Annotated in this window: 23 protein-coding genes and 1 other RNA gene; 12 read left to right on the plus strand and 12 right to left on the minus strand. The window is 68.0% G+C overall.

Annotation, left to right across the window (positions count from 1 at the left end; genetic code table 11):
- The first annotated feature begins 146 nt into the window (after positions 1–146).
- Positions 147–332 carry a helix-turn-helix transcriptional regulator gene (locus ACWEKR_RS23300; protein WP_379051914.1) on the plus strand — a complete coding sequence of 62 codons (186 nt, stop codon included), beginning with the start codon at positions 147–149 and terminating at the stop codon, positions 330–332.
- A complete protein-coding gene (locus tag ACWEKR_RS23305) occupies positions 332–1597 on the plus strand; it encodes a tyrosine-type recombinase/integrase (protein ID WP_452356249.1) in 1266 nt (421 codons plus the stop codon). Before ACWEKR_RS23300 ends, ACWEKR_RS23305 begins: the two co-directional genes overlap by 1 nt.
- A 93-nt stretch (positions 1598–1690) precedes the next feature.
- On the opposite strand, the gene ACWEKR_RS23310 is transcribed toward ACWEKR_RS23305, so the two are convergent.
- From ACWEKR_RS23310 to ACWEKR_RS23345, 8 genes are all read right to left on the minus strand, one after another.
- Positions 1691–2920 carry an acyl-CoA dehydrogenase family protein gene (locus tag ACWEKR_RS23310; protein ID WP_195086512.1) on the minus strand — a complete coding sequence of 410 codons (1230 nt, stop codon included), beginning with the start codon at positions 2918–2920 and terminating at the stop codon, positions 1691–1693.
- A gap of 34 nt (positions 2921–2954) precedes the next feature.
- Positions 2955–4349 carry an acyl-CoA dehydrogenase family protein gene (locus ACWEKR_RS23315; RefSeq protein WP_452356250.1) on the minus strand — a complete coding sequence of 465 codons (1395 nt, stop codon included), beginning with the start codon at positions 4347–4349 and terminating at the stop codon, positions 2955–2957.
- Between the two features lie 626 nt (positions 4350–4975).
- Positions 4976–5881 carry a permease-like cell division protein FtsX gene (gene ftsX / locus ACWEKR_RS23320; protein ID WP_452356251.1) on the minus strand — a complete coding sequence of 302 codons (906 nt, stop codon included), beginning with the start codon at positions 5879–5881 and terminating at the stop codon, positions 4976–4978.
- Entirely contained in the window at positions 5881–6570 is a 690-nt protein-coding gene (ftsE, locus tag ACWEKR_RS23325) for a cell division ATP-binding protein FtsE (protein WP_159847923.1), read from the minus strand. Before ftsE ends, ftsX begins: the two co-directional genes overlap by 1 nt.
- A gap of 83 nt (positions 6571–6653) precedes the next feature.
- Complete coding sequence (locus ACWEKR_RS23330; protein ID WP_267470323.1) at positions 6654–6779, minus strand: hypothetical protein; 126 nt, start codon at positions 6777–6779, stop codon at positions 6654–6656.
- 16 nt (positions 6780–6795) lie between these two features.
- The gene (locus ACWEKR_RS23335) at positions 6796–7656 is read right to left on the minus strand and encodes a mechanosensitive ion channel family protein (RefSeq protein ID WP_195086506.1); all 861 of its coding nucleotides are present in this window, start codon (positions 7654–7656) and stop codon (positions 6796–6798) included.
- Positions 7657–8772 carry a peptide chain release factor 2 gene (prfB, locus tag ACWEKR_RS23340; protein ID WP_195086504.1) on the minus strand — a complete coding sequence of 372 codons (1116 nt, stop codon included), beginning with the start codon at positions 8770–8772 and terminating at the stop codon, positions 7657–7659.
- A 441-nt stretch (positions 8773–9213) separates the two neighbouring features.
- Positions 9214–10074, minus strand: a complete 861-nt coding sequence (locus ACWEKR_RS23345; RefSeq protein WP_452356252.1) for a helix-turn-helix transcriptional regulator — start codon at positions 10072–10074, stop codon at positions 9214–9216.
- A gap of 139 nt (positions 10075–10213) precedes the next feature.
- Between ACWEKR_RS23345 and ACWEKR_RS23350 the strand changes: the two genes are divergently transcribed.
- From ACWEKR_RS23350 to ACWEKR_RS23360, 3 genes are all read left to right on the plus strand, one after another.
- The gene (locus ACWEKR_RS23350) at positions 10214–10810 is read left to right on the plus strand and encodes an NADPH-dependent FMN reductase (protein WP_195086499.1); all 597 of its coding nucleotides are present in this window, start codon (positions 10214–10216) and stop codon (positions 10808–10810) included.
- A 264-nt stretch (positions 10811–11074) separates the two neighbouring features.
- Positions 11075–11860, plus strand: coding sequence for a histidinol-phosphatase (gene hisN, locus ACWEKR_RS23355; protein WP_452356253.1), 786 nt, complete (start codon positions 11075–11077; stop codon positions 11858–11860).
- A gap of 460 nt (positions 11861–12320) precedes the next feature.
- Positions 12321–13547, plus strand: coding sequence for a cytochrome P450 family protein (locus ACWEKR_RS23360; protein ID WP_452356254.1), 1227 nt, complete (start codon positions 12321–12323; stop codon positions 13545–13547).
- Positions 13548–13868: 321 nt separating this feature from the next.
- Here the strand turns inward: ACWEKR_RS23360 and ACWEKR_RS23365 are convergent, their stop codons facing one another.
- Positions 13869–14840, minus strand: a complete 972-nt coding sequence (locus tag ACWEKR_RS23365) for an SMP-30/gluconolactonase/LRE family protein (protein ID WP_452356255.1) — start codon at positions 14838–14840, stop codon at positions 13869–13871.
- A 186-nt stretch (positions 14841–15026) separates the two neighbouring features.
- On the opposite strand from ACWEKR_RS23365, the gene recQ reads away from it, so the two are divergent.
- From recQ to ACWEKR_RS23390, 5 genes are all read left to right on the plus strand, one after another.
- On the plus strand, positions 15027–16910 hold the full coding sequence (gene recQ, locus ACWEKR_RS23370) for a DNA helicase RecQ (RefSeq protein WP_452356256.1): 1884 nt from the start codon (positions 15027–15029) through the stop codon (positions 16908–16910).
- Between the two features lie 79 nt (positions 16911–16989).
- On the plus strand, positions 16990–18069 hold the full coding sequence (locus tag ACWEKR_RS23375; protein WP_452356257.1) for a metallophosphoesterase: 1080 nt from the start codon (positions 16990–16992) through the stop codon (positions 18067–18069).
- A gap of 67 nt (positions 18070–18136) precedes the next feature.
- The gene (locus tag ACWEKR_RS23380) at positions 18137–18379 is read left to right on the plus strand and encodes a hypothetical protein (protein WP_452356258.1); all 243 of its coding nucleotides are present in this window, start codon (positions 18137–18139) and stop codon (positions 18377–18379) included.
- Between the two features lie 56 nt (positions 18380–18435).
- The gene (gene smpB, locus ACWEKR_RS23385) at positions 18436–18909 is read left to right on the plus strand and encodes an SsrA-binding protein SmpB (RefSeq protein ID WP_062969387.1); all 474 of its coding nucleotides are present in this window, start codon (positions 18436–18438) and stop codon (positions 18907–18909) included.
- A complete protein-coding gene (locus ACWEKR_RS23390) occupies positions 18906–19769 on the plus strand; it encodes an EamA family transporter (RefSeq protein WP_452356259.1) in 864 nt (287 codons plus the stop codon). Before smpB ends, ACWEKR_RS23390 begins: the two co-directional genes overlap by 4 nt.
- A gap of 167 nt (positions 19770–19936) precedes the next feature.
- On the opposite strand, the gene ACWEKR_RS23395 is transcribed toward ACWEKR_RS23390, so the two are convergent.
- Positions 19937–21235: an ABC transporter substrate-binding protein gene (locus ACWEKR_RS23395; protein ID WP_452356260.1), complete on the minus strand. Its 1299-nt coding sequence runs from the start codon at positions 21233–21235 to the stop codon at positions 19937–19939.
- A gap of 11 nt (positions 21236–21246) precedes the next feature.
- Positions 21247–22560: an ABC transporter substrate-binding protein gene (locus ACWEKR_RS23400; RefSeq protein WP_452356261.1), complete on the minus strand. Its 1314-nt coding sequence runs from the start codon at positions 22558–22560 to the stop codon at positions 21247–21249.
- Positions 22561–23241: 681 nt separating this feature from the next.
- Here ACWEKR_RS23400 and ssrA point away from each other — a divergent pair.
- Positions 23242–23612, plus strand: a transfer-messenger RNA (tmRNA) gene (ssrA, locus tag ACWEKR_RS23405).
- Positions 23613–23971: 359 nt separating this feature from the next.
- Here the strand turns inward: ssrA and ACWEKR_RS23410 are convergent.
- Positions 23972–24661: a DUF899 domain-containing protein gene (locus ACWEKR_RS23410; RefSeq protein WP_452356262.1), complete on the minus strand. Its 690-nt coding sequence runs from the start codon at positions 24659–24661 to the stop codon at positions 23972–23974.
- Between the two features lie 346 nt (positions 24662–25007).
- On the opposite strand from ACWEKR_RS23410, the gene ACWEKR_RS23415 reads away from it, so the two are divergent.
- A complete protein-coding gene (locus ACWEKR_RS23415; protein ID WP_452356263.1) occupies positions 25008–25892 on the plus strand; it encodes a phosphotransferase in 885 nt (294 codons plus the stop codon).
- Positions 25893–25927 lie beyond the last annotated feature (35 nt).

Raw genomic sequence — 25927 nt, forward strand, 5'->3', positions numbered from 1 at the left:
CCGCCCCGCGATCACCTGATCATGGCGGCGGTGTCCCAGCGCCTCACCTGGCGCGCCGAGTACGACAGAGCACGACTCGCAGCCAACCCACCGGGAACAGAACCAAATTCGACAACGCGGCAAGCAGCGTAGGGGAGGAGACTGGTATGGATCTGCCGGAGGATCGGTTGTGGACGGTGGAGGAGGCCGCGTACTTCCTCAACATCCCGGTGAAGACGCTCTATCAATGGAAGTGGCTCGGTGAGGGGCCGCCGGTCCGCAAGATCGGTCGGCACCTCCGGTACAACCCGGCGAAGCTGCGGGCGTGGGCGGACCTGGATGAGGCGGCCTGATGGGGCACGTTGACGATCGGTGGTGGCGACCGAAGCGCGACGAAGACGGCAAGGTCATCGTCAACGGCCGCGGTAAGCCGGTGATGGAGAAGACCGAACTGTTCGGCCGTGGCTTGCGCTATCGGGTCCGCTACATCGACCCGGACGGCGTGGAGCGGTCCAAGTCGTTCCCGGACCGGGAGAAGAAGCGCGCCGATGACTTCCTGATCGAAGTCGAGTCCGACAAGCGTGAGGGCAAGTACATCGATCCTCGCGCGTCCCGGAAGACCTTTCGGCAACAGGCGGAAAGCTGGTATCGGGCGCAGTCGTCGGACCCGGCGACGCGTGAAGCGCTGCGGAGTCGGCTCGAATCTCGGATCTATCCGGTGTTCGGCAATCTGCCGGTCGGGCGGATTCTCCCGTCGACGGTGCGCGATTGGGTGAGCGAGCTGGAGGAGCGGAAGTACTCCGACAACTACATGGCTGTGCTGTTCGACATCGTCGCGGGTGTGCTGGACACAGCTGTGGACGACAAGCTGATTCGACAGAACCCGTGCAACGCGAAGACGGTGCGTCGGCCGGTGCGGCGTAGCCCGAAGGTCGTTGTGTGGGCGGATGACCGCGTGACCGCGGTGCGGCGTGGGCTGGGCAGCGTGGGGGAGCGGTACTCGATCGTGATCCCGGTCGGTGCGGGTTTGGGGCTGCGACAAGGCGAATTGCTCGGACTGTCACCCGACGATATCGACCGAGAAGCAATGACGGTGCACATTCAGCGTCAGGTGAAGTACGTCAAGGGCACGCTGATGTTCGCGCTTCCGAAGCGGGAGAAGACTCGCTACATCCCGCTGTCCGGTGCAGTGCTCGACGCGATCGACCAGCACATGGAGTTGTTTCCGCCGCAGCTGGTCACGCTGCCGTGGGGCTCGGCCGATGGTGATCCGGTCACGGTCCGGCTGATGATCGTCAACGAGCGAGGCGGCGCGATGAGCGGGGATCTGTTCACCAAGATCGTGTGGAAACCAGCGTTCGGCAAAGCGGGATTGGACTACCAGAACCGAGCCGACGGGATGCACTCCGGGCTTCGGCACCTGTATGCGTCCAAGCTGCTCTCGCGCGGGGTGTCGGTCAAAGAGTTGGCCGACTACCTCGGGCACGAGGACCCGGGTTTCACTCTCCGGGTCTACACGCACCTGCTTCCGTCCAGCCATGAGCGTGCTCGTCAGGCCGTGGATGAGGCGGCGCGGATATGGGAGCTTCCCGGCGATGACGGCCTACAGGCGGCCTGAGCGAGCGGTGGACCGATGAGCCGAACGTCGGACACGAAAAAACCGGTGCGAGTTGATGAGTGGACTCGCACCGGTTTTCCGTTGTCTACCAGCTTATTTCAGCTCGGCGCTGGTCTTGCCCAGGATGCGGCGGGCGACGATGAGCTGCTGGATCTGCTGGGTGCCTTCGAAGATGTCGAGGATCTTGGAGTCGCGACCCCACTTCTCCAGCAAGGTGCGCTGGGAGTAGCCGATGACGCCGGCCAGTTCGACGGCCTTCAAGGTGACGTCGGTGCCGGTGCGGCCCGCCTTCGCCTTGGACATGGACGCCTCGAGCGAGTTCGGCTTCTTGTTGTCGGCCATCCACGCGGCGCGCAGGGCGAGCAGATAGGCGGACTCGTAATCGGCCTCCATCCGCAAGAATTCGGCGGCGGCGGCGTGCTGGTTGTTGACCGGGACGTCGTAGGAGATGTCCACGCCCGCAGCGGTCAGGATGGAGCGCAGCTCTTCGAGCGCGGCGCGCGCGACGCCGATCGCCATCGCGGCGACGAGCGGACGGGTGTTGTCGAAGGTCTGCATGACCCCGGCGAAACCCTTCTCCACGTTGACTTCCGGGCTGCCGAGAATGTTGTCCTTCGGGATCCGGCAGTCCTGCAGCAGCAGCACGGCGGTGTCGGAGGCCTTGATGCCGAGCTTGTGCTCGAGCCGCGCCACCGACAGGCCGGGAGCGTCGCGCGGCACGACGAACGACTTGATCGCCGCGCGGCCGAGGCTCTTGTCCACCGTCGCCCACACCACGATGTGCGTCGAGCGCTGACCGGCGGTGACGAAGATCTTCTCGCCGTTGAGCACCCATTCGTCACCGTCGAGCACGGCGGTGGTGGACACGGCGGCGGAGTCGGAGCCGAAGGACGGCTCGGTGATCGCCATCGAGGCCCACACCTTGCCGAAGCGCTTCAGCTGCTCGTCGGTGGCCACGGCGGCGATGGCCGCGTTGCCCAGGCCCTGGTAAGGGATCGACAGCATGAGGCCGACGTCGCCCCAGGAGGTCTCCAGCGCGTTCAGCAGTGCGGACATGTTGCCGCCGTTGGTGTTGCCGAGCAGCTCGGTGGCGTGGCGGTCGGCGTCGCTGTCGTCGGAGCGGCCACCGGCGGCGCCGCCGATCTTCTGGGTGCCGGAATCGGCCAGGCCCTCGACCATAGCGGCCATGGTGTCCAGCTCGACCGGATAGTCGTGTTCGGCGAGGTCGTACTTGCGCGAGATCGGGCGGAAGATCTCCTGCGCGACCTGGTGCGCCTGGTTCGCGCTGGCCCGCAGCTTCTTGGGGAGTTCGAGGTTGATCATGGGGAAGGTCTCCTGGAGAACGGAACGAGCCGGTTTAGATGAGCACGACACCTTCGGCGACGCCGATCGCCCGCAAGTCGCGGTACCAGCGCTCGACCGGGTGTTCCTTGGTGAAGCCGTGACCGCCGAGCAGCTGCACGCCGTCGAGGCCGATCTGCATGCCCTTGTCGGTGGCGAGCTTGCGGGCCAGCGCCGCCTCCCGGCCGAAGGACAGGCCCTGCTCCGCGCGCGAGGCGCCGCGCAGCGTCACCAGCCGCAGGCCGTCGAGTTCGATCGCGATGTTGGCGACCATGAACGCCACCGCCTGGCGGTGCGAGATCGGCTCGCCGAACGCTTCCCGCTCGTTGACATAGGGGATCACGTAGTCCAGCACGGCCCGGCTGGTGCCCGCGGCCAGCGAAGCCCACCCGAGGCGGGCCAAGCGCACGGCATCGGCGTACTCCTCGGCGCGCGTCGCCGCGTCACCGTCGCCCAGGACGGCGTCCGCGCCGACCGCGACGTTGTCCAGGATCAACCGGCCGAGGCCGGCGGCGCGCAGACCCATGCTCGGGTCGGCCTCCACGACCAGGCCGGGCGCGTCCGACTCCACGATGAACAGCGCCGGACGGCCGTCGAGTTCGGCGGCGATCAGGAACAGCTCGGCGTCGGCCGCGGCGGGCACCAGGCTCTTCACGCCGGAGATGCGGTAGCCGCTCGGCGAGCGCACCGCCTTGGTCTCCAGCGCGAACGGATCGAACAGGGCGCGCGGCTCGCTGATCACGACCGAGGCCTGCGGCACGTTCTCGCCGGTGAAGGAGGGCAGGTAGGTCTTCTGCTGCGCGTCGCTGCCCCATTGCGAGAGCGCGACCGCGACGCCGCTGGGTGCCAGGATGGGCAGGGCAAGGCCCATGTCACCGTGCGCCAGCGCCTCGGCGACCAGCGAGTTGGTCACCGCACCACGCTCGGAGGCCGCACCCTCGAGTTCCTCGGGCACGTTGATCAGGGTGATGCCGAGTTCGGCGGCGCGCTCGAGCAGGTCGCGCGGCGCCTTGGCGGCGTTGTCGGCCTCGTAGGCAGCCGGGCGCAGGATCTCGGCGGCGAATTCCTGCACCGTCTCGACGATCATCTGCTGCTCGTCGGTCGGCGTCAGGTCGAAGAAGTCCTTGTTCTTCGTCTCGTTTGCCGCCAGGCGCTTGGGCGCGCCGGTGCCCGCGACCTTCGCGAACGCGCGAGTCGCCGCGCCGAGCGTGCGGAAGCCGGTCTTGGTGCCCTCGTAGGTGACGCGCTCGATCGGCTTGCGCAGGTTGTATTTCTCGGCCAGTTCCGACCCGGTGAGAGTCGTCATGACCCGCATCGCCGCGCCCATCCAATCCCGCTTGGGTTGGTTCAGGCCGACCGCGGACGTATCTGGACGTCGCTTCGTTGCGCTGTCTCGAGTGCTCATCATCACCTGTTTTCTCGGATGGGTTGGTGCGGTCTGTCCCCAGCTATCTTACTCCGGAGTAAGACTATCTTACTGCCGAGTAAGAAGCGCGTCGAGGTGCAGCATACGCGGGGAATCCACGCCTTGCTGGACAAGTGCTCAAAGTTGCGTCCCGGGGTCGGTAGGCTTCCCCGCCGCGCGTCGTGCTAAGTCTCCCGTCGCGATGAGCTGCGCTTTCGGAAAAGCGGACGACGTGGAGGACCGGATAGCCGGAGCCGCCGCCGGGTGTTCGCCTCGTTCCAAGGCCATGGCGATGATCGATGCGGAACCGTTACGGATTCGGCAGGGGCAGATCCCGTCCCACGAAGAGCGGTGAGCGATGCGGTTCGGGCCCGGCGCGCAGGCTCGAACACGGCGCCGGTGCCGTGGGCAGCGGCTCGCTCACGCAATGCTGGAATCGGCCGCTCGCGAAGACATGGCCGAAGATCCGTCGGCATGCCTGGACGCCAACCATGACTTCGACGGGGTGCTCTGGGAAGTGCACTCGACTGGACGAACTGACCGACCTGGTGTTGTGCGTCGCGACCGGGCTCACCCGCGGTGCAGCTGCTGTCAGGGCGGGCCGGTGGCACTGCGGCCACCGGCCCGGACGATCACTCGCGCACGTAGTACCGCAGTGTCGCGTAGGCCGTGATCGCCGCGAAGACGATGCCGACCGGGGCGATGACCAGCGCGGTCATCGCGATGTCGTCGCCGGTGATGCGGGGGAAGACCTTGCTGGCGAAGAGGTCGCCAAGGGCCCGGTCGATCACCAGCGGGCGGGCGATGAGCAGGCCCAGCATGGCGAGCACCGAACCGGCCAGTGCGGCGACCACGGCCTCGAGCAGGAACGGCAACTGGGTGTACCAGCGGGTCGCGCCGACCAATCGCATGATGCCGACCTCGGTGCGGCGGGTGAACGCGGCGATCTGCACCATGTTCGCGATCAGCATCACCGCGGCCAGCGATTGCAGCACGGCCAGGCCGAACGCCGCGTTGCGCAACCCGTCGAACAGGCTGACCAACCGGTCCACGATGTCCTTGTCGTTGCGCACCATGCCGACGCCAGGGCGGTCGTAGTACTTCTCGTAAATGGTGGGATAGAGCTGCGCGTCCGCCATCTTCACCCGCAACGATGCGGGCAGCGGCGTCTCGCTGACGTACTTGGCCAGCTCGGGCTGGTCCTTGAAGGTCTTCTCCTTGGCCTCGCGGACCGCCTCCTCCCGGTTGAGGAACTGGACCGACTCCACGCCGCTGGTCGCCTTCAGGTCCGCCATCAGCGCCCGGCACGGGTCCTGCGAACAGTCCGGGTCGTTGGCCGACACGTCCTCGGTGAGGTACAGCCGCACCTCCAGCCGATCCAGGAAGTACTGCTCGGTCTTGTCCGCGATCCGCACCGCCAGCAGACCGCCACCGAGCATGGTGAGCGAGACCGCGGTGGTGAGGATCATCGCGATGGTCATCGTGACGTTGCGGCGCAGGCCGGCGGCGACCTCGCCGAACAGGAAGCTCGCGCGCATTACCGGCCCACCCCGTACACGCCCGTCGCCTCGTCCCGAACCAGGCGCCCGTGGTCGAGTTCCACCACCCGCCTGCGCATCGCGTCGACGATGTGGTTGTCGTGGGTGGCCATCACCACCGTGGTGCCGATGCGGTTGATACGCTCCAGCAGCATCATGATGTCGCCGCTGGTGTCGGGGTCGAGGTTGCCGGTCGGCTCGTCGGCCAGCAGCACCAGCGGCCGGTTCACGAAGGCGCGCGCGATCGCGACCCGTTGCTGCTCACCACCGGAGAGTTCGGTGGGCAACCGGTCGGCCTTGCCGCCGAGGCCGACCATATCGAGCACCTCCGGGACGGTGCGGTCGATGAACTGGCGTCGCTTGCCGATCACCTCCAGCGCGAACGCGACATTCTGGTACACCGTCTTCTGCTGCAGCAGCCGGAAGTCCTGGAAGACGCACCCGATGCGCTGCCGCAACTTGGGCACCTTGCGGCCGGGCAACCGGTCGACCCGGAAATCCGACACCCGGATCTCGCCCGCCGTGGGCGTCTCCTCTTTCAGCAGCAAGCGCATGAAGGTCGACTTGCCAGAGCCGGACGGTCCGATGATGAAGACGAACTCGCCCTTGCCCACATCGACGGTGATGTTGTCCAGCGCGGGTCGCGTCGACGTCTTGTACGACTTGGTCACGTTCCGCATGGTGATCACGGGGAGCCAGTGTAACCAGCAACCGGTCGCGGCCTGCGTCGTCAACCGTGGGAGACAGCGCGGCGGCGGTCCGTGCCGCTTCGTCAGCGGGTCGGCGGGTCGGTGAACACCGCTGCCGGAACAGCGTTGACCAAGGTGGCCGGAGCGGTGGTGGTCTCCTCGGGTTTGACGAAGACGTACAGCACGAACGTGGCGACCCAGGTTGCCATCAGGATCGCCGTGGATCTACGTGGTCTCACTGATTCCCTCCCGGCGCAGCGCCGCGGCGATGCGTACCCGCAGCTCGCGTCCGACGTCGAACTGTTTGCCCGGCAACGTTCGGGCAACCATTCGGATGTTCATCTGGTCGACGGTGAGGTCTTCCACACCCATGACGGTGGGCTCGTCGAGCAGCAACGGCTGCAACCGAGCATCCTCGTACGCCTTTGTACCGACCTCGTGCAGGATCTCGTTGACCCTGGTGATGTCAGCGCTGGCGGCCACCGGCACGTCGATCGCGGCGCGCGCCCAGTCCTTGGACAGGTTCGTCACCTTGACGATCTGCCCGTTGGGCACCGTGATCACCTCACCGTCCGCGTTGCGCAACGTGGTGATCCGCAGCGTGACGTCCTCGACCGTACCTTCCGCCTGCTCCGCGGCTCCAGTCACCGCGATCCGGACCACATCGCCGAACCCGTACTGGCGCTCCGTGATCAGGAAGAATCCGGCGAGGATGTCCTGCACGATGCGCTGCGCGCCGAAACCGAGCGCGGCGCCGAGCACCGCGGCGGGCGCGACCAACCCGGTGACGGCGAAGCCGAGCCGCCGCAGCACCTCCATGGTGATCAGCACGTAGACGATGGTCAGCACCACCCACGTGATCACCTGGGCCAGCGCGTGCCGATGTTTGGCCGCCTCGGTGCGCACCAGCGCGTCGCTGCTGCGGAATCCGGCGTCGATCCGGCGGGTGACCCGGTCGCGCAGGTAGGTGGCGAGCCGGCTGAACAGGATGGCGCCGAGGATGAGCAGCACGATCTCCAGGCCCGAACCGCGTAGCCACGTGGTGAAACCGGTGGAAGCGATCGCCTGGATTCCCGCGACATTCATCTAGCTTCCCTGCTCTCGCATTCGCCAGCGGATACCCGACTCGATGAACCCGTCGATGTCGCCGTCGAGCACCGCCGACGGATTGTTCACCTCGTAGTTCGTCCGCAGGTCCTTGACCATCTGATAGGGGTGCAGCACGTAGGAGCGCATCTGGTTGCCCCAGGACGCACCCTCGTTGGTCTTCAGCGCGTCCATCTCCGCGCGCTCTTCCTGCCGCTTGCGCTCCAAGAGCTTGGCCTGCAGCACGCGCATGGCCGAGATCTTGTTCTGCAGCTGGGATTTCTCGTTCTGGCAGGTGACCACGATGCCGGTGGGCAGATGGGTGATGCGGACCGCGGAGTCGGTCGTGTTGACGCTCTGGCCACCGGGGCCCGACGAGCGGTACACGTCGACGCGGATCTCCGTCTCGGGCACCTCGATATGGTCGGTGGTCTCGACCACGGGTAGCACCTCGACCTCGGCGAAGGAGGTCTGGCGACGGCCCTGGTTGTCGAACGGGCTGATCCGCACCAGCCGGTGCGTGCCCATCTCGACCGAGAGCGTGCCGTAGGCGTAAGGCGTCTTCACCGCGAAGGTGGCGCTCTTGATGCCCGCTTCCTCGGCGTAGGAGGTGTCGTAGACCTCGACGCCGTACTTGTGCCGGTCCGCCCAGCGGATGTACATGCGCATCAGCATCTCGGCCCAGTCGGCGGCGTCCACGCCACCGGCGCCGGAGCGGATGTTCACCAGCGCGTCGCGCTTGTCGTACTCGCCCGACAGCAGCGTGCGGACCTCCATCGCCTCCACGTCGCTGCGCAGCGCGGCGCGCTCGGCGTCGGCCTCGGCGAGCGCGGTGGTCTTGGCCTCGCCCTCTTCCTCCTCGGCCAGCTCGTAGAGCACCGGCATGTCGTCGAGCCGCTGGCGCAGTTCCTCCACCCGGCGCAGTTCACCTTGGGCGTGCGACAGCTCGCTGGTCACCCGCTGGGCGTGGTCCTGGTCGTTCCACAGGTCGGGGTCGGCGGCCTGATGTTCGAGCTCGTCGATACGACGGCGGAGCTCGTCGATGTCGAGGACCGATTCGACCGTCTTCAGGGTGGCGTCGAGTTCGGCGAGATCAGCGGAAACGTCAGGATGCACGATCGTCAAGCCTAGCTGCCTCTCCGTGACGGCAGCACACGAGTGCACGCGGGATGACCGGGGGCGGCGTCGGGGCGGGCGGCCCGGGCCGAAACGGCGGATCGCCGGGATGTCACGCACGCGCTTCCCGGCCGCCGCCGGACGGGTGTGCTGTGACGTACGCCTCATGGGTTCCTACCCTAAACGGCGACGGTGCTTGGCGCAGTTCGTGTTTGGATCTCGCGGCGGAGGTGACCGCTCCTCCGGCCGGGGATGCCCCTCGAGCGCCTCGGGCGTATCGCCGAACGCGCGGTTCCGGGCGGTGTGTGGAAACCCACTCTCTCGGCCGCGTGCTCGAGTCGCGGAAGGTCGCTCGCCGATGGCGTTCGGCCGGATATGCGCCCGCGCCCCCGACCGTGGTGTGCGGGTCTTCCGAGGGGCATCCGTCCCGCGAATCTCCGCTCAGCCCGAGACCGCGCGCAGTCCGCCGGGACGTCGTCCGGCGAGTGCGTCGAGGGCCGCGGCGGTGGCGTCGTCGGCCGGAAGGTAGACGATGACGCGCTGGTCGTCGTCCGCGGAGAGGTCGAGGGACTCGTAGGCCAGGCGCAGCGATCCGGCCTCGGGATGGGTGAGACGGGTGATGCCGGTGGCCGCGGCCAGGCTCGGGACGGTATCCACCCGGTCGGCGAAGGCCGGGCCAACGGTGACGGTGAGCTCGTCGGCCAAGGCGGCGATGTGCGCGTCGGCGCGGAACGGGCCCTGCTTCAATGTGGCGACCGTCTCATCGGCGACGTGATCCCAATCCGCGTAGAGATCCCGTGCGCCGGGTCGGCAGAAGACGAAACGAGCCAGGTTGGGCGGTGCGTTGGTGCCGTCGAAAAGTCCGGTCGGCGCCATCAGCCGGTGGTAACCGTCGGTGTGGGCGAGGACTTCGGTCAGGCGGTTGACCACCACGGCGGGCGCGGGTTCGAGCCGGTCCAGGATCGCGCGCACCGTCGGCCGCACCTCGCGCAGCGGTTGCGCGTCGCCCATGCAGCTGAACCCGCTGTCCACCGACTTACTCAACCGGTGCAGGTGAACGCGCTCGGCGGGACTCAACCGCAAGGCGTCCGCGAGCGCGGACAGCACCGGGGGCGAGGGGCGCCGGTCGCGCCCCTGCTCGAGGCGCGTGACGTACTCGACGCTCACTCCGGCCAACGTAGCCAGCTCGGCGCGGCGCAACCCCGGGGTGCGTCGCCGCGCACCGGTGGGCAGGCCCACCTGGGCGGGTGTCACCGCTTCGCGGCGGGTGCGCAGGAAGAGCCCTAGTTCGTTGTCGCTCACCGTCCGAACCTAACAAGACGAAACGCGCTCAGGGTGTCCCTGCCACTACCACTCTTACGGCGGTCTCCCGGCGCGGCCCGCGGGCCAGCACATTGAGTGAGCGGCCCGGCCGGGCCGTCGTCATTCGAGGAGGAACAGCATGTCCCACGCACCATTGAAGCTCGCGGTGATCATCGGCAGTGTCCGCGAAGGCCGTTTCGGACCGGTGGTCGCCTCGTGGTTCACCGAGCAGACACGGCGGCACGGTCTGTTCGAGGTGGACGTCATCGATCTGGCCGAGGCGGACATTCCGCTGGAGTTGCCCGCCGTGCCGCCCGCGATGGACCCGAACCCCCAGCGTCCCGACGGCATGGCCGACCTCACGCGGCGGCTCGCGGCCGCCGATGCCTTCGTCGTCGTCACGCCCGACTACAACCGCAGCATCCCCGCCTCGCTCAAGGCCGCCATCGACTGGCACTTCACGCAGTGGGACGCGAAGGCGATCGGTTTCGTCGGCTACAGCGGAGCCTCCGGTGGCCTGCTCGCCATCGAGCACATGCGGCAGATCTTCAACGAACTCAACGCGCACACCGTCCGCAACTATGTCTCGTTCCCGCGGTACTACCTGCTTTTCGACGAGGAGGGCAGGCTGCGGGAACCCGAGGAGCCGGCGGCCGCCGCGACGGCGATGCTCGACCAGTTGCACTGGTGGGCGAGCGCGTTGGCAGCGGCGCGTTCGCTGGCGAATGTGGGGTGACAGCGCGAAGCCGGTACAGCCGCCGATTGCGGTAGCGGGCCCCGTACGGACAGCCGCCGTGCGAGACCGCCTCTGTCGGCGGCTGCGGGCGGCAAGCCGGGTCGCGAGCCGGTGAGGTGCCGGTGTCACGCCAGGCGCACCGAGGTCTGCTCGGCCTCGGACGTGTACTGCGTCAACGTCCGTTGCCGTTGGTGGTGACGGCGGTGTTCCGTGCCCCACACCGGCACGAATGGCGTGACGAGGCGGACCGATAGGGTGCGGGGCGTGGCTGTGTACTCCTCCGATCTCGAACTCGCCCTGCGACTGGCCGATGCCGCCGACGCGATCACCCGGGCTCGCTTCGGTGCGCTGGATCTGAAGGTCGACGCGAAGCCGGACCTGACGCCGGTGTCGGACGCCGATCTCGCCGTGGAGCAGGCGATCCGGCACGTGCTGGCCGAGGCCCGGCCGGACGACGCGGTGCTGGGTGAGGAGTTCGGCGGCGCGGCCGAATTCAGCGGAAGGCAATGGGTGGTAGACCCGATCGACGGCACGAAGAACTTCGTGCGGGGCGTGCCCATCTGGGCGACGTTGATCGCGCTGCTGGAGGACGGCGAACCGGTCGTGGGCGTGGTGAGCGCTCCGGCGCTGGCCCGGCGCTGGTGGGCTGCCGCGGGATCAGGGGCGTGGTCGAGCTTCGAAGGGCGGGCGGGCGAACGGATTTCGGTCTCCGCCGTCGGTGAGCTGGGCTCGGCCAGTCTGGCGTTCTCCAGTCTGTCCGGATGGCGCGATCGCGGCTTGCGCGAGCAGTTCATCACCCTCACCGACGACGTGTGGCGGGTGCGCGGCTACGGCGATTTCTTCAGTTACTGCCTGCTCGCCGAAGGCGCCGTCGATATCGCCTCCGAACCGGAGGTCTCCCTGTGGGATCTGGCCGCTCTGGACATCCTGGTCCGCGAAGCAGGAGGACGTTTCTCCTCGCTGGGCGGCAAGCCGGGCCCCCATGGTGGCGACGCCATCGCCACCAACGGCCTGTTGCACGACGAGGTCCTCGACCGCCTGCGCGGCTGACGATCCGTTTCGCCGATCCCGCACCTGTTCCACGGGCTCGACGCCCTCGGCTACACCGGCAGCGTCGACCTCCGCACGACTCAGGCCGTCGCCGGAGCCTGCCGCCCACTCGCCACCGCGGCAGCGCCACCGGGCGGTGAATCCGGCTCGCGCTTCGGCGAACGGGCAATCGGGCCTCGGCTCAGCGCCTGATAGAGCTCGAGGCCCTTGCTTGCCGTCTCGGGCAAAACCGACCGCCGTGCCCGCCGCCTCCTCGCCGGTCCAACCTGGCCGACGCCGTCGAGCGAGGTCTGCGCGCGTGGCGGCACATCGTTTCCATAGGTTTGGTTGCGAGGAATTCGGTTCCGGGGCAGAGGATTCCGGTTCCGCGTCCCAGTTGGATCGGGCGGCTCAGACTTACCTGCACCGCACCCGGTTCTCGTGCGTGCGGGACCACTGTTCGGATGTATGGGGAGACGTTGTGACCGAGTCCATAATCCAGCTGCCCACCGCTGGAGAGTCAGTGTTCCAGACCTATGAGCGAATCCGCGGGCGCGGGCCAGTCGTTCCGATCGAACTGCCTGGAAAAGTGGAGGCATGGCTGGCGGTCGGTCACCAGGCCGTGAGCGAGATCCTCGCAGGCGACGGCACGCTCTTCAGTAAGAACGCCCGTAACTGCCCCGCGCTCCACGACGGGACCATACCGCCGGACTGGCCACTACGTGCGTTGACCGACATCGATCACTTGCTCAACAAGGACGGCGACGATCACCGGAGAGTGCGCAAGACGATCGGCCAAGCGTTCACCCCCGGTCGCGTAACCGCGCTCGAACCCCGCATCCGGCAGATCACTGCCGAACTCATCGACGGTCTCCGCGACCACGCCGGTGAGCTCGACCTGGTCTCCTGTTTCACCACACCACTCCCGGTGCGGGTGATCTGTGAGCTGTTCGGCGTCCCGGCAGACGAACAATCCCAGATCCGGCGCTGGGCCACGACGGTGGTCTCTCAGACCAGCACAGGCGAGGAAACTCAGGCAGCGGTGGAGGAAATGCTGGCGTACCTCACCGAATTGCTGAGCCGCAAGCGCCGCGCCCCCGGTGACGATCTGACTTCCGCTCTCGTGCAGGCCAATCGCGAGAGCAGGTTGTCCGACGAGGAACTGGTCCGAACCTTGTGGCTGGTGCTCATCGCCGGCCACGAGACGACGGTGCACCTGCTGGGCAACGCGGTTATCGCGTTGTGCTCACACCCCGCGCAACTGGCGAGAGCCACCGCCGAGGACCGGTGGCCGGACGTCGTGGAGGAAATCCTGCGTTTCCGTTCGTCGGCGTGTGTCATGTTCAATCGGTACGCGTTGCAGGACGTCACGATCGCCGGAATCGATATTCCGGCAGGGGCGATCGTGGGCTGGTACGCCGGGGTCGGACGGGATCCGCAACGGCACCCGGACGCCGATGTCTTCGACATCGATCACGATCACCGGGACCAATTGGCTTTCGGCCGAGGACCGCATTTCTGTCTCGGCGCGCCGTTGGCGCGATTGGAGGGTCGCGTCGCACTGTCGATGCTGTTCGACAGCTTCCCTCGGCTGCGCTTGGCGTGCGACCCCGGCTCCATCCCGCTCAGCCCGCAGTTCATCACCTGCGGACCGCTCGCCCTCCCGGTGCTTCTCGAGCCTACGGCGGATCCAGCCATGTCCTGCTGATCGCCCGCCGGCGGACCTCCCGGAGATCGGCCGCGGTGTGCCGATCGCACGGCAGTCCGCGGGTTGGGCGGTGGTCGGGGGGTCGAGCTTCCCGCGCGTGGAGGCTCGACCCGCTCGGCCGGGCGCGAACTCGGTGGCTCGGTTCGAGCGTCAGCGCTGAGCTCGGCGAGCAGGAAGTCGCGTGCGACGCGGGATGCTCGTTCGAACTGCTCTTCATCCTGCCGCCCCCATCGGGTCGATCACGGCGACGCCGACAGCGCCGGACCGGTGATCGCGTTACCGGCGCCGCGGCCACCCACTCCGCTGAGTGCGGCGGCTGGACTAACCGGTTCGTGGCGCAGTCGCGGGCGTGAGATCCATCCCCGGCGGTGGACGCAGGCGGCGCAGGGTGCCGTCCATGCTGGTGACGAACAGCGCCCAGGAGTCCCCGTCGCGGTCTATGCGCACCGACGTGGCGCCGTCCGGTGGGTTGCGCATCGGGCCGGGCTTGATCAAGCCGGTAATGATCGCGCAGGTGGCGCCGGTGGTCGTATCGACCTGATAGACGGCGCCGAGCACGTGATCGGCGACGAACAGCGCCCCCGCCCGGGTGGCCTCCATGTCGTCGGGCAGCGCGACGAGGTCCGGGATGCCGGACACGACAGTGGGATGAGCCGGGTCGTCCAGCCGGACGCGCAGGATCTGCAGCGCCATGGTGTCGACGTAGACGGATTCGCCGTCCGCGGCCAGCGCGAGACCGTTGGCGGGCGGCAGCGTCGACCAATCCCGCTCGTACTCGCCGGTCTCGGGCCAGTAGCGCGAGATCCCGCTCGGACCGCTCAGGCCGATGGTGGTGAACAGCAGGCTGCCGTCCGGCAGCGACAACAGACCGTTGGGCCCGTTCAGCCCGGTCAGCAGAACGCGTACCGCGCCGGTCTCGATGTCGTAGCGCTGCAACGTGCCCGGCGGTTCGCTGAGCCCGTCCCCGGTGAGGAAGTAGACGTAGTGCCCGGCGACCCGCACGCCCGCCGGGCGATGCAGGTCGGTGACCAGCTTCTCCATCCGGCCCGCGCGGTCGACGCGCGCCAGGTAGCCGTCCATGAGCCCGGTCACGTAGAAGCCGCCCCGCCCGTCGGAATCGAGATTCTCCAGATTGCCGACACCCTCGACGACCGTCGTGGTTTCCCAGCCGTCCGAGCACCGGGCGGGAAATGTCTCCGCCCGCGCTGCCGGCATCGCCGCGGTGACCCCGGCGACCACCGCGACGGCGCTCAGCGCCGCCGCGTGGGCCCGAATCCCTGTCCTTCTCGCCATGAGCGACAACATAACAGCGCCGAATCGGTCGGGAAGCCGCCGAATTCGCACCCGAGTGGAGGACCCACAGGTCCGCGCGCTGCGGCCGGAAGCAGCGGTCCCGGGTTGTCCCCATGTGGACAACTCGGTGGCTCAGCAGGGCGAACGCCCGGCCGAACGGGTGCCGGCCATCCGAGCGCTCGTAGGATGGGCCGGGTGACTCCCCCCGATGATTTCGCGGCTGTAGCGACCGAAGCCGCGTCCGGTCCGGACGCCGGATCCGTTGCGGCGCAACAGGTTCTACGCCGAGTCTTCGGTTACGACAGCTTCCGTGGCGACCAGCAGGCGATCGTCCAGCATGTGATCGACGGCGGCGACGCGCTGGTGCTCATGCCGACCGGCGGCGGCAAGTCGCTGTGCTATCAAGTTCCCGCGCTGGTGCGCCCCGGCGTCGGGGTGGTGATCTCCCCCCTGATCGCCCTCATGCAGGACCAAGTGGACGCGCTCAGCGCGCTGGGCGTGCGCGCAGGCTTCCTCAACTCCACCCAGTACCCCGACGAGCGCCGGACCATCGAGGCGCAATTCGTCGCGGGGGAACTCGATCTGCTCTATCTCGCGCCGGAGCGGTTGCGGCTGGAGTCCACCGCGCAGCTGCTGGATCGCGGCAAGGTCGCCCTGTTCGCCATCGACGAGGCACACTGCGTGTCCCAGTGGGGCCACGACTTCCGGCCCGACTACCTGGGCCTTTCCCTGTTGCACGAACGATGGCCGGACGTCCCCCGGATCGCGCTGACCGCGACCGCCACCGAGAAGACGCGCGACGAGATCATCCAGCGCCTCGATCTCGGTGCCGCCCGCCGGTTCGTCTCCAGCTTCGACCGCCCCAACATCCAGTACCGGATCGAACCGAAGAACCGCCCCGAGCGTCAGTTGCTGGAATTCCTCCGCGCCGAACACCCCGGCGATGCGGGCATCGTCTACTGCCTTTCGCGCAACTCGGTGGAGAAGACCGCGGCGTTCCTCACCGAGAACGGCGTCACCGCGGTGCCTTACCACGCGGGGTTGGACAATCGCACCCGCGCGGAGAACCAGTCGCGCTTCCTGCGCGAAGACGGTTTGGTCGTCGTCGCGACCATCGCCTTCGGCATGGGCATCGACAAACCCGATGTGCGCTTCGTCGCCCACCTCGACCTGCCGAAATCGGTCGAGGGGTACTACCAGGAGACCGGGCGCGCCGGCCGGGACGGGTTGCCCTCCACGGCGTGGATGGTCTACGGCCTCAGCGACGTGGTGCAGCAGCGCAAGCTGATCGACTCCTCCGAGGGGGACGCCGCGCACCGCCGCCAGCTCCAGCTGCACCTGGACGCGATGCTCGCGCTGTGCGAGACGGTCGGCTGCCGGCGCACCCAGCTGCTGGCCTACTTCGGCGAGCCCGGCTTGCCGTGTGGCAACTGCGACACCTGCCTGTCCCCGCCGCAATCCTGGGACGGCACCGTGGCCGCGCAGAAGTTGCTGTCCACTGTGCTGCGGTTGAAGCGCGAACGCGGTCAGAGCTTCGGGGCCGGCCACATCGTGGACATCCTGCTCGGCAAGAAGAATCCCAAGGTCCTGCAGCACGACCACCATGAGCTGAAGGTGTTCGGCGTCGGCACCGACCTGCGCGACACGGAGTGGCGCGGGGTGGTGCGGCAACTGCTGGCGCACGGGCTGCTGGCCGTCCACGGCGACTACGGGGTGCTGACGCTCACCGAGGCCAGCAGCGAGGTGTTGTTCGACGGACGGCAAGTACTGCTGCGCCGCGAGCCCGAGCGCGCGACCAAGCCCGCGCGGGCGGCGAAGGCCGCCAAGGCGGCTTCCGTCGACCTCACACCCACCGACCTGCCGCTGTTCGAGAAGTTGCGCGAATGGCGCGCGGCCACCGCGAAGGAACAAGGCGTTCCCGCCTATGTCGTCTTCCACGACGCCACGCTGCGGGAGATCGCGGCCCGCAAGCCTGCGAGCCTCGCCCAGCTCGGCGGCGTCAGCGGTGTCGGCGAGAACAAACTCGCGAAATACGGCGAACAGGTGCTCGAAGTGCTCGCCGCCGGATGAGCCGCTACCGTCACGCGGGTCACCGGTGGGTGAGGATGGTCGACGGCGACGGCCGTCGAAGACTGTGGTGGAGGACAGCGTGAGTCGGAGCGAGACGATCGGACGCCGGGCGTTCCTGACCGGTGCGGCCACCCTCGCGGCCGGGGCGACAGTGGTCGGGCGCACGCCCGCGCACGCGGTCCCCGTCGCCGAGGGAGTGACCAAGTTCCCCTTCCCGGGCGAGCGCCGGGTGCGGGTGCTGGTGACCGGCGACGCGGGAACCGGCACCCGCACCCAATGGGCGGTCGCCGACGCCATGCGCACCCTCCATGGCCGCGACCCCGTCTCGCTGGCGCTGGGGCTCGGCGACAACATCTACGAGCACGGGCCCGACGGCGCGGCCGACGTCCAATTCGCGGACAAATTCGAGAACCCCAATGCCGGGCTGGATTTCCCCTGGTTGATGGTGCTGGGCAATCACGACAACAGTTCGGTGCTCGGCGGTGACGGTGGGTGGCTGTTGCGCGGCAACGCAGAGGTGGAGTACCACGCCAACTCCCGCCGCTGGTGGATGCCGAGTCGCTACTATTCGGTGCGGATTCCCGAGCGCAACCCGGTCGTCGAATTCTTCGTCCTCGATGTCAACCCGTTGGCCGCCTACGTGCCGCCGGTCTTCTCGCCCTATTGGGCGGTCGACGGCCAGTTCATGAACGAGCAGCGCGACTGGCTCGAGCGCGCCCTCGCCGAGTCGCCCGCCACTTGGAAGATCGCCTGCACCCATCACCCCTACCTGAACAACGGTCCGCACGGCGACGCGGGCCGCTACGAGGGCCTGACGCTGGAGCCGATCAACGGTGTGCACGTGCGGCGCTTCATCGAAGACCACGTGATCGGCCGGTGCCAGTTCATCCTCTCCGGGCACGACCACTCGCTGCAGGTGCTCGAGCCCACCGCGACCTCGAAGGGGACCAGGCAGATCGTGTCCGGCGCGGCCGCGAAGACGGTCGGCGCGGAACCACAGCTCACGGCGAGCGCGGGCCACAGCGCGCTCTACGAGAACTACCACGAGCTGGGCTTCATGGTCCTCGAGCTCACCGAGGACGGAGTCGATCTTCAGGTGCACACGGTCGACCTGGCGACCGGCGCGTCCGCCGAGGCGTTCCAGCGGCGTCTGGCCTGAGTTCCAACTGTGTTGCGCCGCGCCGGAATAGCGGCGCGGCGCCCTCGTGACGGCTACCGTTCTGGCTATGGCACCGGGTGAGGGTTCCAGCGACGCGGGCGACGACGTCTCCATCGGTTCGGCGGGGGGTGAGACCCCGGACGCTGCGCCGTATGTGCGCAGCAGAACCGATCCGGCGGTCGAGAACGTGTGGCTGCGGCGCAGCCCGCCGCCGCCGCGTCCCGGCATACCGCGGATGTCGACCGTGGCGCTGCTCGCTGCGTTCCTTGCCGTCCTCGCGCTCTACGTCGTGCTGCATCAGGGCGGTTAGGGCGTCCGCGACCTGCGGGAATAATCCGGTTGCCGGGTCACTTAGAGTGAACCGTTATGAAGGAAAAGGGGCGCAAGGTCATCGCGACCAACCGCCGGGCGCGGCACAACTACACGATCCTGGACATCTATGAGGCCGGGATCGCGCTGGTCGGCACCGAGGTGAAGAGCCTGCGTGAGGGCAAGGCCTCGCTGGTGGACGCGTTCGCGACGGTGGACAACGGCGAAGTGTGGCTGCGCGGGCTGCACATCCCCGAGTTCAGCCACGGCACCTGGACCAACCACGCGCCGCGCCGGGTGCGCAAACTGCTGCTGCACAAGCGCGAGATCGAGCGGCTGGTAGGGAAGTCGCGGGAGGGCAATCAGACGCTGGTGCCGCTGTCGATGTACTTCTCCGACGGCAAGGTGAAGGTCGAGCTGGCCCTGGCCAAGGGCAAGCAGGACTACGACAAGCGCCAGGACTTGGCTCGGCGCACCGCCGAGCGCGAGGTCACCCGTGAACTAGGACGGCGGGTCAAAGGCATGCGGTGACGGCCGTCCTGCTCGCGCTGGCAGCCGCGGTGGGCTACGGCGTGAGCGATTTCTACGGCGGGGTGGCGTCGCGGCGGGTGACCGCGCTGCGCGTCGTCATCTACTCCTATCCGTTCTCGGTGCTGCTCGTTCTCGCGCTGCTTCCGTTCGTGCCGGGGAGCGCGGACGCCGCGTCGCTGTGGTGGGGTGCGGCCGCGGGCGTCGCGAGCGGCGTCGCGGTGTGGTGGTTCTACGCAGCGCTGGCCAACGGTCCGATGGCGGTGGTGTCTCCGCTGACCGCGGTGCTGGTCGCGGGCATCCCGGTACTCGCGGGACTGGTGACCGGCGAGCGTCCCGGTCCGCTCGCCTTCGCGGGCATCGTGTTCGCGCTGGTCGCGGTGCTCCTGGTGAGCCGGGAGTCACCGGACGATGTGACGGAGGAGATCACCGGCGGACGCGAACTGCGATTCACCCGCAAGGTCGCCGCGCTGACCGTGGGTTCCGGCGTCGCGTACGGCTCGGCCTTCGTCTTCTTGCACGAGACCTCGGCGGACTCGGGCCTGTGGCCGCTGCTCATGCAACGCCTCGCGGCCACCGCGGTGGTCTGGCTGACCGCTCTGTCGGCCCGGGATCTCGGGCGGCTGCGTGGCGAACCGCTGCGGCTGGCCTGCTATATCAGCGCCTTGGACGTGATCAGCAACGCGGCGCTGCTGTACGCCTTCCACGGATCGCTGTTGTCACTGGTCAGCGTGATCGGCTCGCTCTATCCGGCCGTGACCGTGCTGATGGCGATGGTGCTGCTCGGCGAGCGGGTCCACCGGCAGCAGCAGGCCGGTTTGGTGCTGGCCCTGGCCGCGGTCGCGCTCATCGCCGCAGCCTAGGTCGCGACGTCGACGGTAAGCGCCGTCGCCCCGGACCGGGGGGCGGGTTGCAGCCGAGGCCGGGCACCCAGGCGACGCCGTGCATCGTCGCCGCCTGAGTGACCGTGCCGACTCGAGATCCCGACCCGGCATCTCGAGTCGTCACCGACGCGAGCCGAGTCCGCGGTTCACCGGGTGCACGGCTCGCGCATCGATATCCGCTTCAGGGTGGGACTGCGGTAGTCGGCGACCACGGTGCGCGAACCCAGCGACGTGGACGGGTCGGGCACATTGACCACCGCGCGCTGCGCCGCGACGTCGGGTTCTTCCCGACCGTAGATCTGCGGCGCGGCCATCCCCTCGGAATCGACGGTGAGCCCGGCCAAGGCCTTGCGCAGGGTCGGCCGGTCCAGGCCGCCCGTCTGGGCTGCCTTGGTGAGCAGCGCCTTCATCGGATACGAGATCGCCCAGCCCAGGTTGTAGCCGAAATTGGTCGGTTCGCTCGGCGCGGCGTTCCTGGCGCGCTGGGCTCCGGGGCTCGTGCCGTCCCAGCCGTCGAACGGCGAGGTGTAGTTGTAGAGCGCCGTGAGCGCGGGCGCGGCCGGCGTCTTGAGCAGCGCGCTGTTCCAGGTCGGGGTGGACCCGAGGAACCGGCCGCTGTAGCCGGCTCTCGCCAATTTGCCGACGATTTCGGCGGCCTCGGCCGGTCCGGTGGCCAACAGGACCACGTCGGGTGGATCGGCCATGATCTCCGCGACGGGGTAGTCCTGGTTGCCGACTTCGGGATTGGGTCCCGTGTCGATCCGCGCGGTGATCGTCGCGCCGTTGTCCAGCGCCCACTTGAGCGCCCCGCTGGCGTAGTCACCGCCGTAGTTGCCGCGGTAGGCGACCACCGCGAGCGTGCGAGGCTGGTAGTAGCTCTGCGCGAACCAGTCCAGTCCGAGCACGGCTTCCGTGCAGTACGAGAACCCGTCGTCGAGCACCAGATCGCGGTCGGTGGAGCGGTACTGCCAACCCGACCACAGTGTGCCCGCCCCGGTCACCAGATCCGCCTCGTCCATGTCGTGCAGGACAGCCAGCGTCTGCGCGGTGCCGAAACTCATCGCGAGGGCCAGCACATGGGGCGCGACGTTCTCGAATTCCGTGACATGCCTGCGCGGGTCGTAGGCGGTGTCGCGGCTGTAGGTCGCGATGTCGATCTCGTAGCCGCCGATGCCGCCCTGTTTGTTCACTTCGTTCCAGAACGCGAGTTGTCCTTCCTGCAAGGACTTCCCGAGCGGGGCGAAGGGCCCGTTGTTCAGGTCCGACAGAACGCCCAGATAGATACAACCCTTGTCGGGGTGGATCGCGTGCGGGCAGGCTTCGCGGGTGACGCCGGGGGCGGCGGCGGGCGCGGAGGTCGAACAGCCGCCGGCCAGGAACAGCCCGAGCGCGAGGGGAGCGGCTACGACACGAAGCAGCCGTCGAAAGTCATGGTGAAAAGGCATATCTCGCTCGCTTACGGCTGCACGCAGGGCTCGGTCAGGGTGATGCGGTCCTGGGTCGGGCCGTGATAATTGGTGGCCAGGGTCTTCGCGCCCAGCGGCGCGGTCTGATCGGGCGCTTCGATGACCGCCCGCTGCCGGGCGAGGTCGGGTTTCGCCGTACCGTAGGTGTGGTCGGGAATCGCGCCCTCGTAGTCGACGCGCAGGCCGTGCACGGCTTGACGGACGCCCTTGCGAGTCAGCTTGCCCTCGTTGACCGCTCGGGTGAGCAGCGCTTTCAACGGATAGGAGAACATCCAGCCGGCACTGTAACCCCAGGTGGAGGGCTCCCTGGTGGCCGAGGCCCTGGCCTTCTTGGCGCCCGCGCTGGTGCCGTCCCAGCCGTCCAGCGGCGAAGTCATGTTGTAGCGAGCCGTGATCGCCGATGCGGCTGGGCTTTTCAGCAGTCCGCCGTTCCAGGTCGGGCCCGAGCCGAGGAACCTGCCCGAGAAGCCGGCCAATGCCGCCTTGCCCATGATCTCGCCCGCCTCCGCGGGGCCCGTGGCCAGCAGCACGAGGTCTGCACGCGCATTGAGGATCTTGGCGACCGCGGCATCCTGGTTGCCGATCTGGGTGTTCGGCTCCGTGTCGATCTGCGCCACCATGTCGACACGGTTGGCGGAGGCCCATTTCTTCGCGCCGGTGGCGTAGTCGCCGCCGTAATCGCCCTGATAGCTGACCGTAGCGATCGAATTCGGCTTCGCTTCGTGCTCGGCGATCCAGTCCAGGGCGATGATCGCCTCGGAACAGTAGGAATAGCCGGACTCCAGTAGTAGCCCCTTGTCGCTGTTCTCGAATTGCCACCCCGACCACAGGGTGCCGGCAATGGCGATCATGTTCGCCGCGTCCATCTCGGGAAGTACCTTCTGCGTCTGCACGGTGCCGAAGCTCATCGAGAGCGCGAGGACATGCGGCTCGATCCGCCGGTAGGCCTCGGCGTGCTTCTGCAGATCGTAGTTCGTGTCCTCGGTGTAGGTGGCGATGTCCACCTCGTATTTGCCGCCGATTCCGCCCGCTTCGTTCACCGCTCGCCAGAACGCCAGCTGTCCGTTGTGAATGTCTTTGCCCAGCGCGGCGAACGGCCCACTCGTCAGATCGGACAACACGCCGAGGTAGATACATCCTTTGCGGGAGTCCACGGCGTTCGGACACGGGTCCGCGGTGACGCCCGGTTCGATCGCTTCGGTCGACTTGTCGCGCAGGGCGGAACATCCGGTCAGGACGAGCCCGGCGATGACGGTGAGGGCGGACAGGCGCAGCAACCTGTCCCGAATGGTGCGAACTGCCAAAGTGTTTCCTTAGTCTGAAATCGAGATCCGCTGCTCAGAGCCGATCGTACGGCTCGTGCAGTGTAAGTCGGGTTCGTCGCCTGGCCGGGGGAATCGACTACCAGCATCCGGGAAGGGGGTGCCCCGAAGGCGCGGTTCCCCCGAGGGATGGCGGCGCTGCGGTTCGGCCACGATCGGTGGAGGTCGGCTGCTGGGCCTGCCTGCGGCTGGGATTGTCGAGCCTCCGCCCGCCGCCGGTCTACGCGGCGAGCATCTGCGTGCTCCGCCGTAGTAGTGCACGCATGGCGCGAGTGTGCCGATGCGTGCGGCGTCGGATGTCATCGCCAGGACCGTGGGGTCCTCGTGCCGGCTCGGGTACACCGCCGACGGTGCGCTGCTCGTGTGATCGCGATGAAACCTGGTCCGGCCGGGGGACCGCTGAACCGCGCGGATCATCGCTTGTGATCGTCGGCCCGCGCTTCGTGCGCGATCCCGCCGCGGCACTGGACTACGCACGGGCCTGGATTGGCGACCCGCCCTCCCGGTTGCGACCAGTATCACGCTGCTGACCTGCGCCGTTGTCCTCTGACGGCCTCGCCCCGGTACGGTCGCGGGTGTGGTCGACACCACCGCCTTTTATCGGGATGATCCCCGCTCTCGGCGGTGTTAACATGAACAGCCCGGCAAGGCGCCGGGGCGTACGGGGCTGAACGGTTTCGACTGCGTACGTTGATTCAGGGGAAGCGTGTCGGTGCAGGCAAGAGACCACCGTAAGCGTCGTTGCAACCAATTAAGCGCCGATTCTCATCAGCGCGAGTACGCTCTCGCTGCCTAACCAGCGAAGCGTCTCTGTCGGCCCGGGGCATGCCCTCGGCTCCGGTGCCGGCATCAGCTAGAGGGCTCACCGTCCTACTCGGTCGCGGAGTAGGACGGGACATCGAACAGCGACTGGGATCGTCATCCGGGCTTGTTCGCGGGACCCGGAGATCCGAGTAGAGGCACAGCGGACTGCACACGGAGAAGCCCTGAAGACGCGGCGGAGGACCCGGGTTCGATTCCCGGCAGCTCCACGAGTGCGAGGCCCATGCCCATGGAGGGCATGGGCCTTTCTCGTTCCGCTGAGTGTTTCGTGGGGGTGCAACCCCCACGCCCCGCCCGGCGGGCTTCGCCCCCGGACCCCCGATCCTGTGGTTGCGTTGGGCGGTCATGGTTCGAGTAAGTTCCCGCCATGTCCACCAACAGGAGGCGAGTGCTCGCGGAGAGCACTCGCCTTTTTGGTGGAGCTGAGTGTTTTGTGGGGGTGCAACCCCCACGCCCCGCCCGGCGGGCTTCGCCCCCCGACCCCCGTGTCGGTGGTTGCGTCGGGTGATGATGCGGGGGTTCTGTCAGTAATTCGCGTGGGTTGCCGCGAGCGAGCGCTGTTTTGCCGAGTTCACGCATCCGGATCGCCGTAGGCAGCGGCGATGTCCTGGGAGCTGCTCCAGCGGCTGAAGGTCGGGGATTGGGGCCAACCGGCGGGGGAGTCCTGCCATTCCTCTTGGCGGCCGTAGGGCAGCAGGTCGATCAGGGCGAAGGAGTGGCTGAGTTGTTCGGTGCCGCGGCCGTCGGTGTGCCAGGTGCGGTAGACCGTGTCGCCGTCGCGGAGGAAGACGTTGACCGCGAATCCGCCGCCGGGCGGTGCGCCGACATCGGCGCCGAAGGAACTGTTCGCCGTGGAGTACCAGGTCATCTTGTTTCCCACCAGCCGCTTGTAGGCGAGCGCCTCCTCGATCGGCCCTTGGGTGACGATGACGAACCGGGCGTCGTAGTTGTTCAGGAACTCCAGCCGGGTGAACTGCGAGGTGAAGCCGGTGCAGCCTCCGCACTGCCACCGCTCGCCCGGGAACCACATGTGGTGGTAGACGATCAGCTGGGACCTGCCGTCTAAAAGGTCCACCAACCGGACCGGTCCCTCCTCGCCTTCGAGGGTGTAGTCGGGCATCCGGACCATCGGCAGGCGGCGACGCTGGGCGGCGATCGCGTCGAGTTCCCTGGTCGCGGCCTTCTCGCGGACGCGCAGCGCTTCGAGTTCGCGCTGCCAGGCGTCGGCGTCGACGACGGGCGGCAGTGCCGTAGTGCTCATGGGGTCCTCCCTGGCCGTAATCACGAGTTGCGGGTTGTACGGGTGTAGACCGGGTTCGCCCACAGAACTCATCGGTGACCGCTGCCCATCGAGCGCCATCCCCGGGTGCGGGTGGCTCCCAGCGTTCTGGGCAGCCGGGCTCGAGCCGGGCCGGAAAGGGTTAATTGCGGCGAATCGGGCGGATTCTGTTTGGTTGCTGACTGTGGTGGAATGCCGGAGGTAATGTCCACTGAGCAGGGAAAATGGGGTGTTAGCCCCCCGGTATCTGGATGGCTGCCATGATGCTCGAAGCCGAGATGCGGTACCTCTGCTCCCGGAGCGGGAACAGAGGGCTCGGGGGTCTGACATGACCGCCGGGGTGGCGGGTAACGGCATGCGGTCGATCCTGCGTGCCGCATGTGTGAGCGTCGGGATCGATGCGAGCGATGCCGAGCCGATCGAGGTGCAGGGCGTCTACCGGTTGCACGGCGGGATCGTCGTGCGCATCGGTGGGCGGGGACAGAAGCTCGCGATCGGGCGGGAAGTCGCCGTGGCGCAATGGCTGGAGAGTTGTGGGGTGCCCGCGGCGCGCGTCGTCCCGGATATTCCGCAGCCGGTCGTGGTCGACGGCCGTCCGGTGACCTTCTGGCAGGAGTTGCCGCCTCATCATCCCGGGGAACCGGGCGAGGTCGCCAGGGCGCTCGCCCAACTGCATCAGCTGCCACTGCCCGGATTCGAGCTACGCCGGATGTCGCCCCTGGCTGGGATGGCGGACGCGATCGACGCCGCGCGGACGGTGACCGAGGACGACCGGCGGTGGCTGCACAAACACCTGGAGGAATTGTGCGGCCGCTGGAAGGCGCTGCCGCGCGGTCTGCCGTGGTCGGTGGTGCAGGGCGGGGACGACGGCGTGGTGGTCGGCGACGACGGCGAGGTGATCCTGGTCGAATTGGGGCGGGCCATGATCGGCCCGCCGGAGTGGGATCTGGTGCACACGGCGATCGAGTGCTGGACCGCCGCGAAGATCACCGCCGCGCAGTACGCCGAGTTCTGCGCCGGTTACGGACGTGACGTGATGCGCTGGGACGGTTTCTACCTGCTGCGCGATATCCAGGAGTTCCGCATGGCCTTGCAGTCGATGCGAGCCGCCACCGCCGATCCCGCCCATCAGCGACAGGCCCTGCGTCGGCTCGCTTACATTCGCGGTGACGAGGGCATGCGGCCGTGGCCCGGGTGGGCGGACCTCGACTAGGTGTTCCTACCGGCAGCTTCATGGATCCCGCGTGG

It is taken from the genome of Nocardia sp. NPDC004573 (genome assembly GCF_053602135.1).

Coding starts and splice junctions, on each gene's coding strand:
- ACWEKR_RS23310 (WP_195086512.1), bottom strand. CDS start 2,920: ATGATCAACCTCGAACTCCCCAAGAAGCTGCGGGCCAGCGCGAACCAG.
- ftsX (WP_452356251.1), bottom strand. CDS start 5,881: ATGCGCGCGAGCTTCCTGTTCGGCGAGGTCGCCGCCGGCCTGCGCCGC.
- ACWEKR_RS23410 (WP_452356262.1), bottom strand. CDS start 24,661: ATGAGCACTACGGCACTGCCGCCCGTCGTCGACGCCGACGCCTGGCAG.
- ACWEKR_RS23300 (WP_379051914.1), top strand. CDS start 147: ATGGATCTGCCGGAGGATCGGTTGTGGACGGTGGAGGAGGCCGCGTAC.
- ACWEKR_RS23330 (WP_267470323.1), bottom strand. CDS start 6,779: ATGGCAACCTGGGTCGCCACGTTCGTGCTGTACGTCTTCGTCAAACCC.
- ACWEKR_RS23365 (WP_452356255.1), bottom strand. CDS start 14,840: ATGGCGAGAAGGACAGGGATTCGGGCCCACGCGGCGGCGCTGAGCGCC.
- ACWEKR_RS23305 (WP_452356249.1), top strand. CDS start 332: ATGGGGCACGTTGACGATCGGTGGTGGCGACCGAAGCGCGACGAAGAC.
- ACWEKR_RS23335 (WP_195086506.1), bottom strand. CDS start 7,656: ATGAATGTCGCGGGAATCCAGGCGATCGCTTCCACCGGTTTCACCACG.
- smpB (WP_062969387.1), top strand. CDS start 18,436: ATGAAGGAAAAGGGGCGCAAGGTCATCGCGACCAACCGCCGGGCGCGG.
- ACWEKR_RS23380 (WP_452356258.1), top strand. CDS start 18,137: ATGGCACCGGGTGAGGGTTCCAGCGACGCGGGCGACGACGTCTCCATC.
- recQ (WP_452356256.1), top strand. CDS start 15,027: ATGGGCCGGGTGACTCCCCCCGATGATTTCGCGGCTGTAGCGACCGAA.
- ACWEKR_RS23350 (WP_195086499.1), top strand. CDS start 10,214: ATGTCCCACGCACCATTGAAGCTCGCGGTGATCATCGGCAGTGTCCGC.
- ACWEKR_RS23395 (WP_452356260.1), bottom strand. CDS start 21,235: ATGCCTTTTCACCATGACTTTCGACGGCTGCTTCGTGTCGTAGCCGCT.
- ACWEKR_RS23415 (WP_452356263.1), top strand. CDS start 25,008: ATGACCGCCGGGGTGGCGGGTAACGGCATGCGGTCGATCCTGCGTGCC.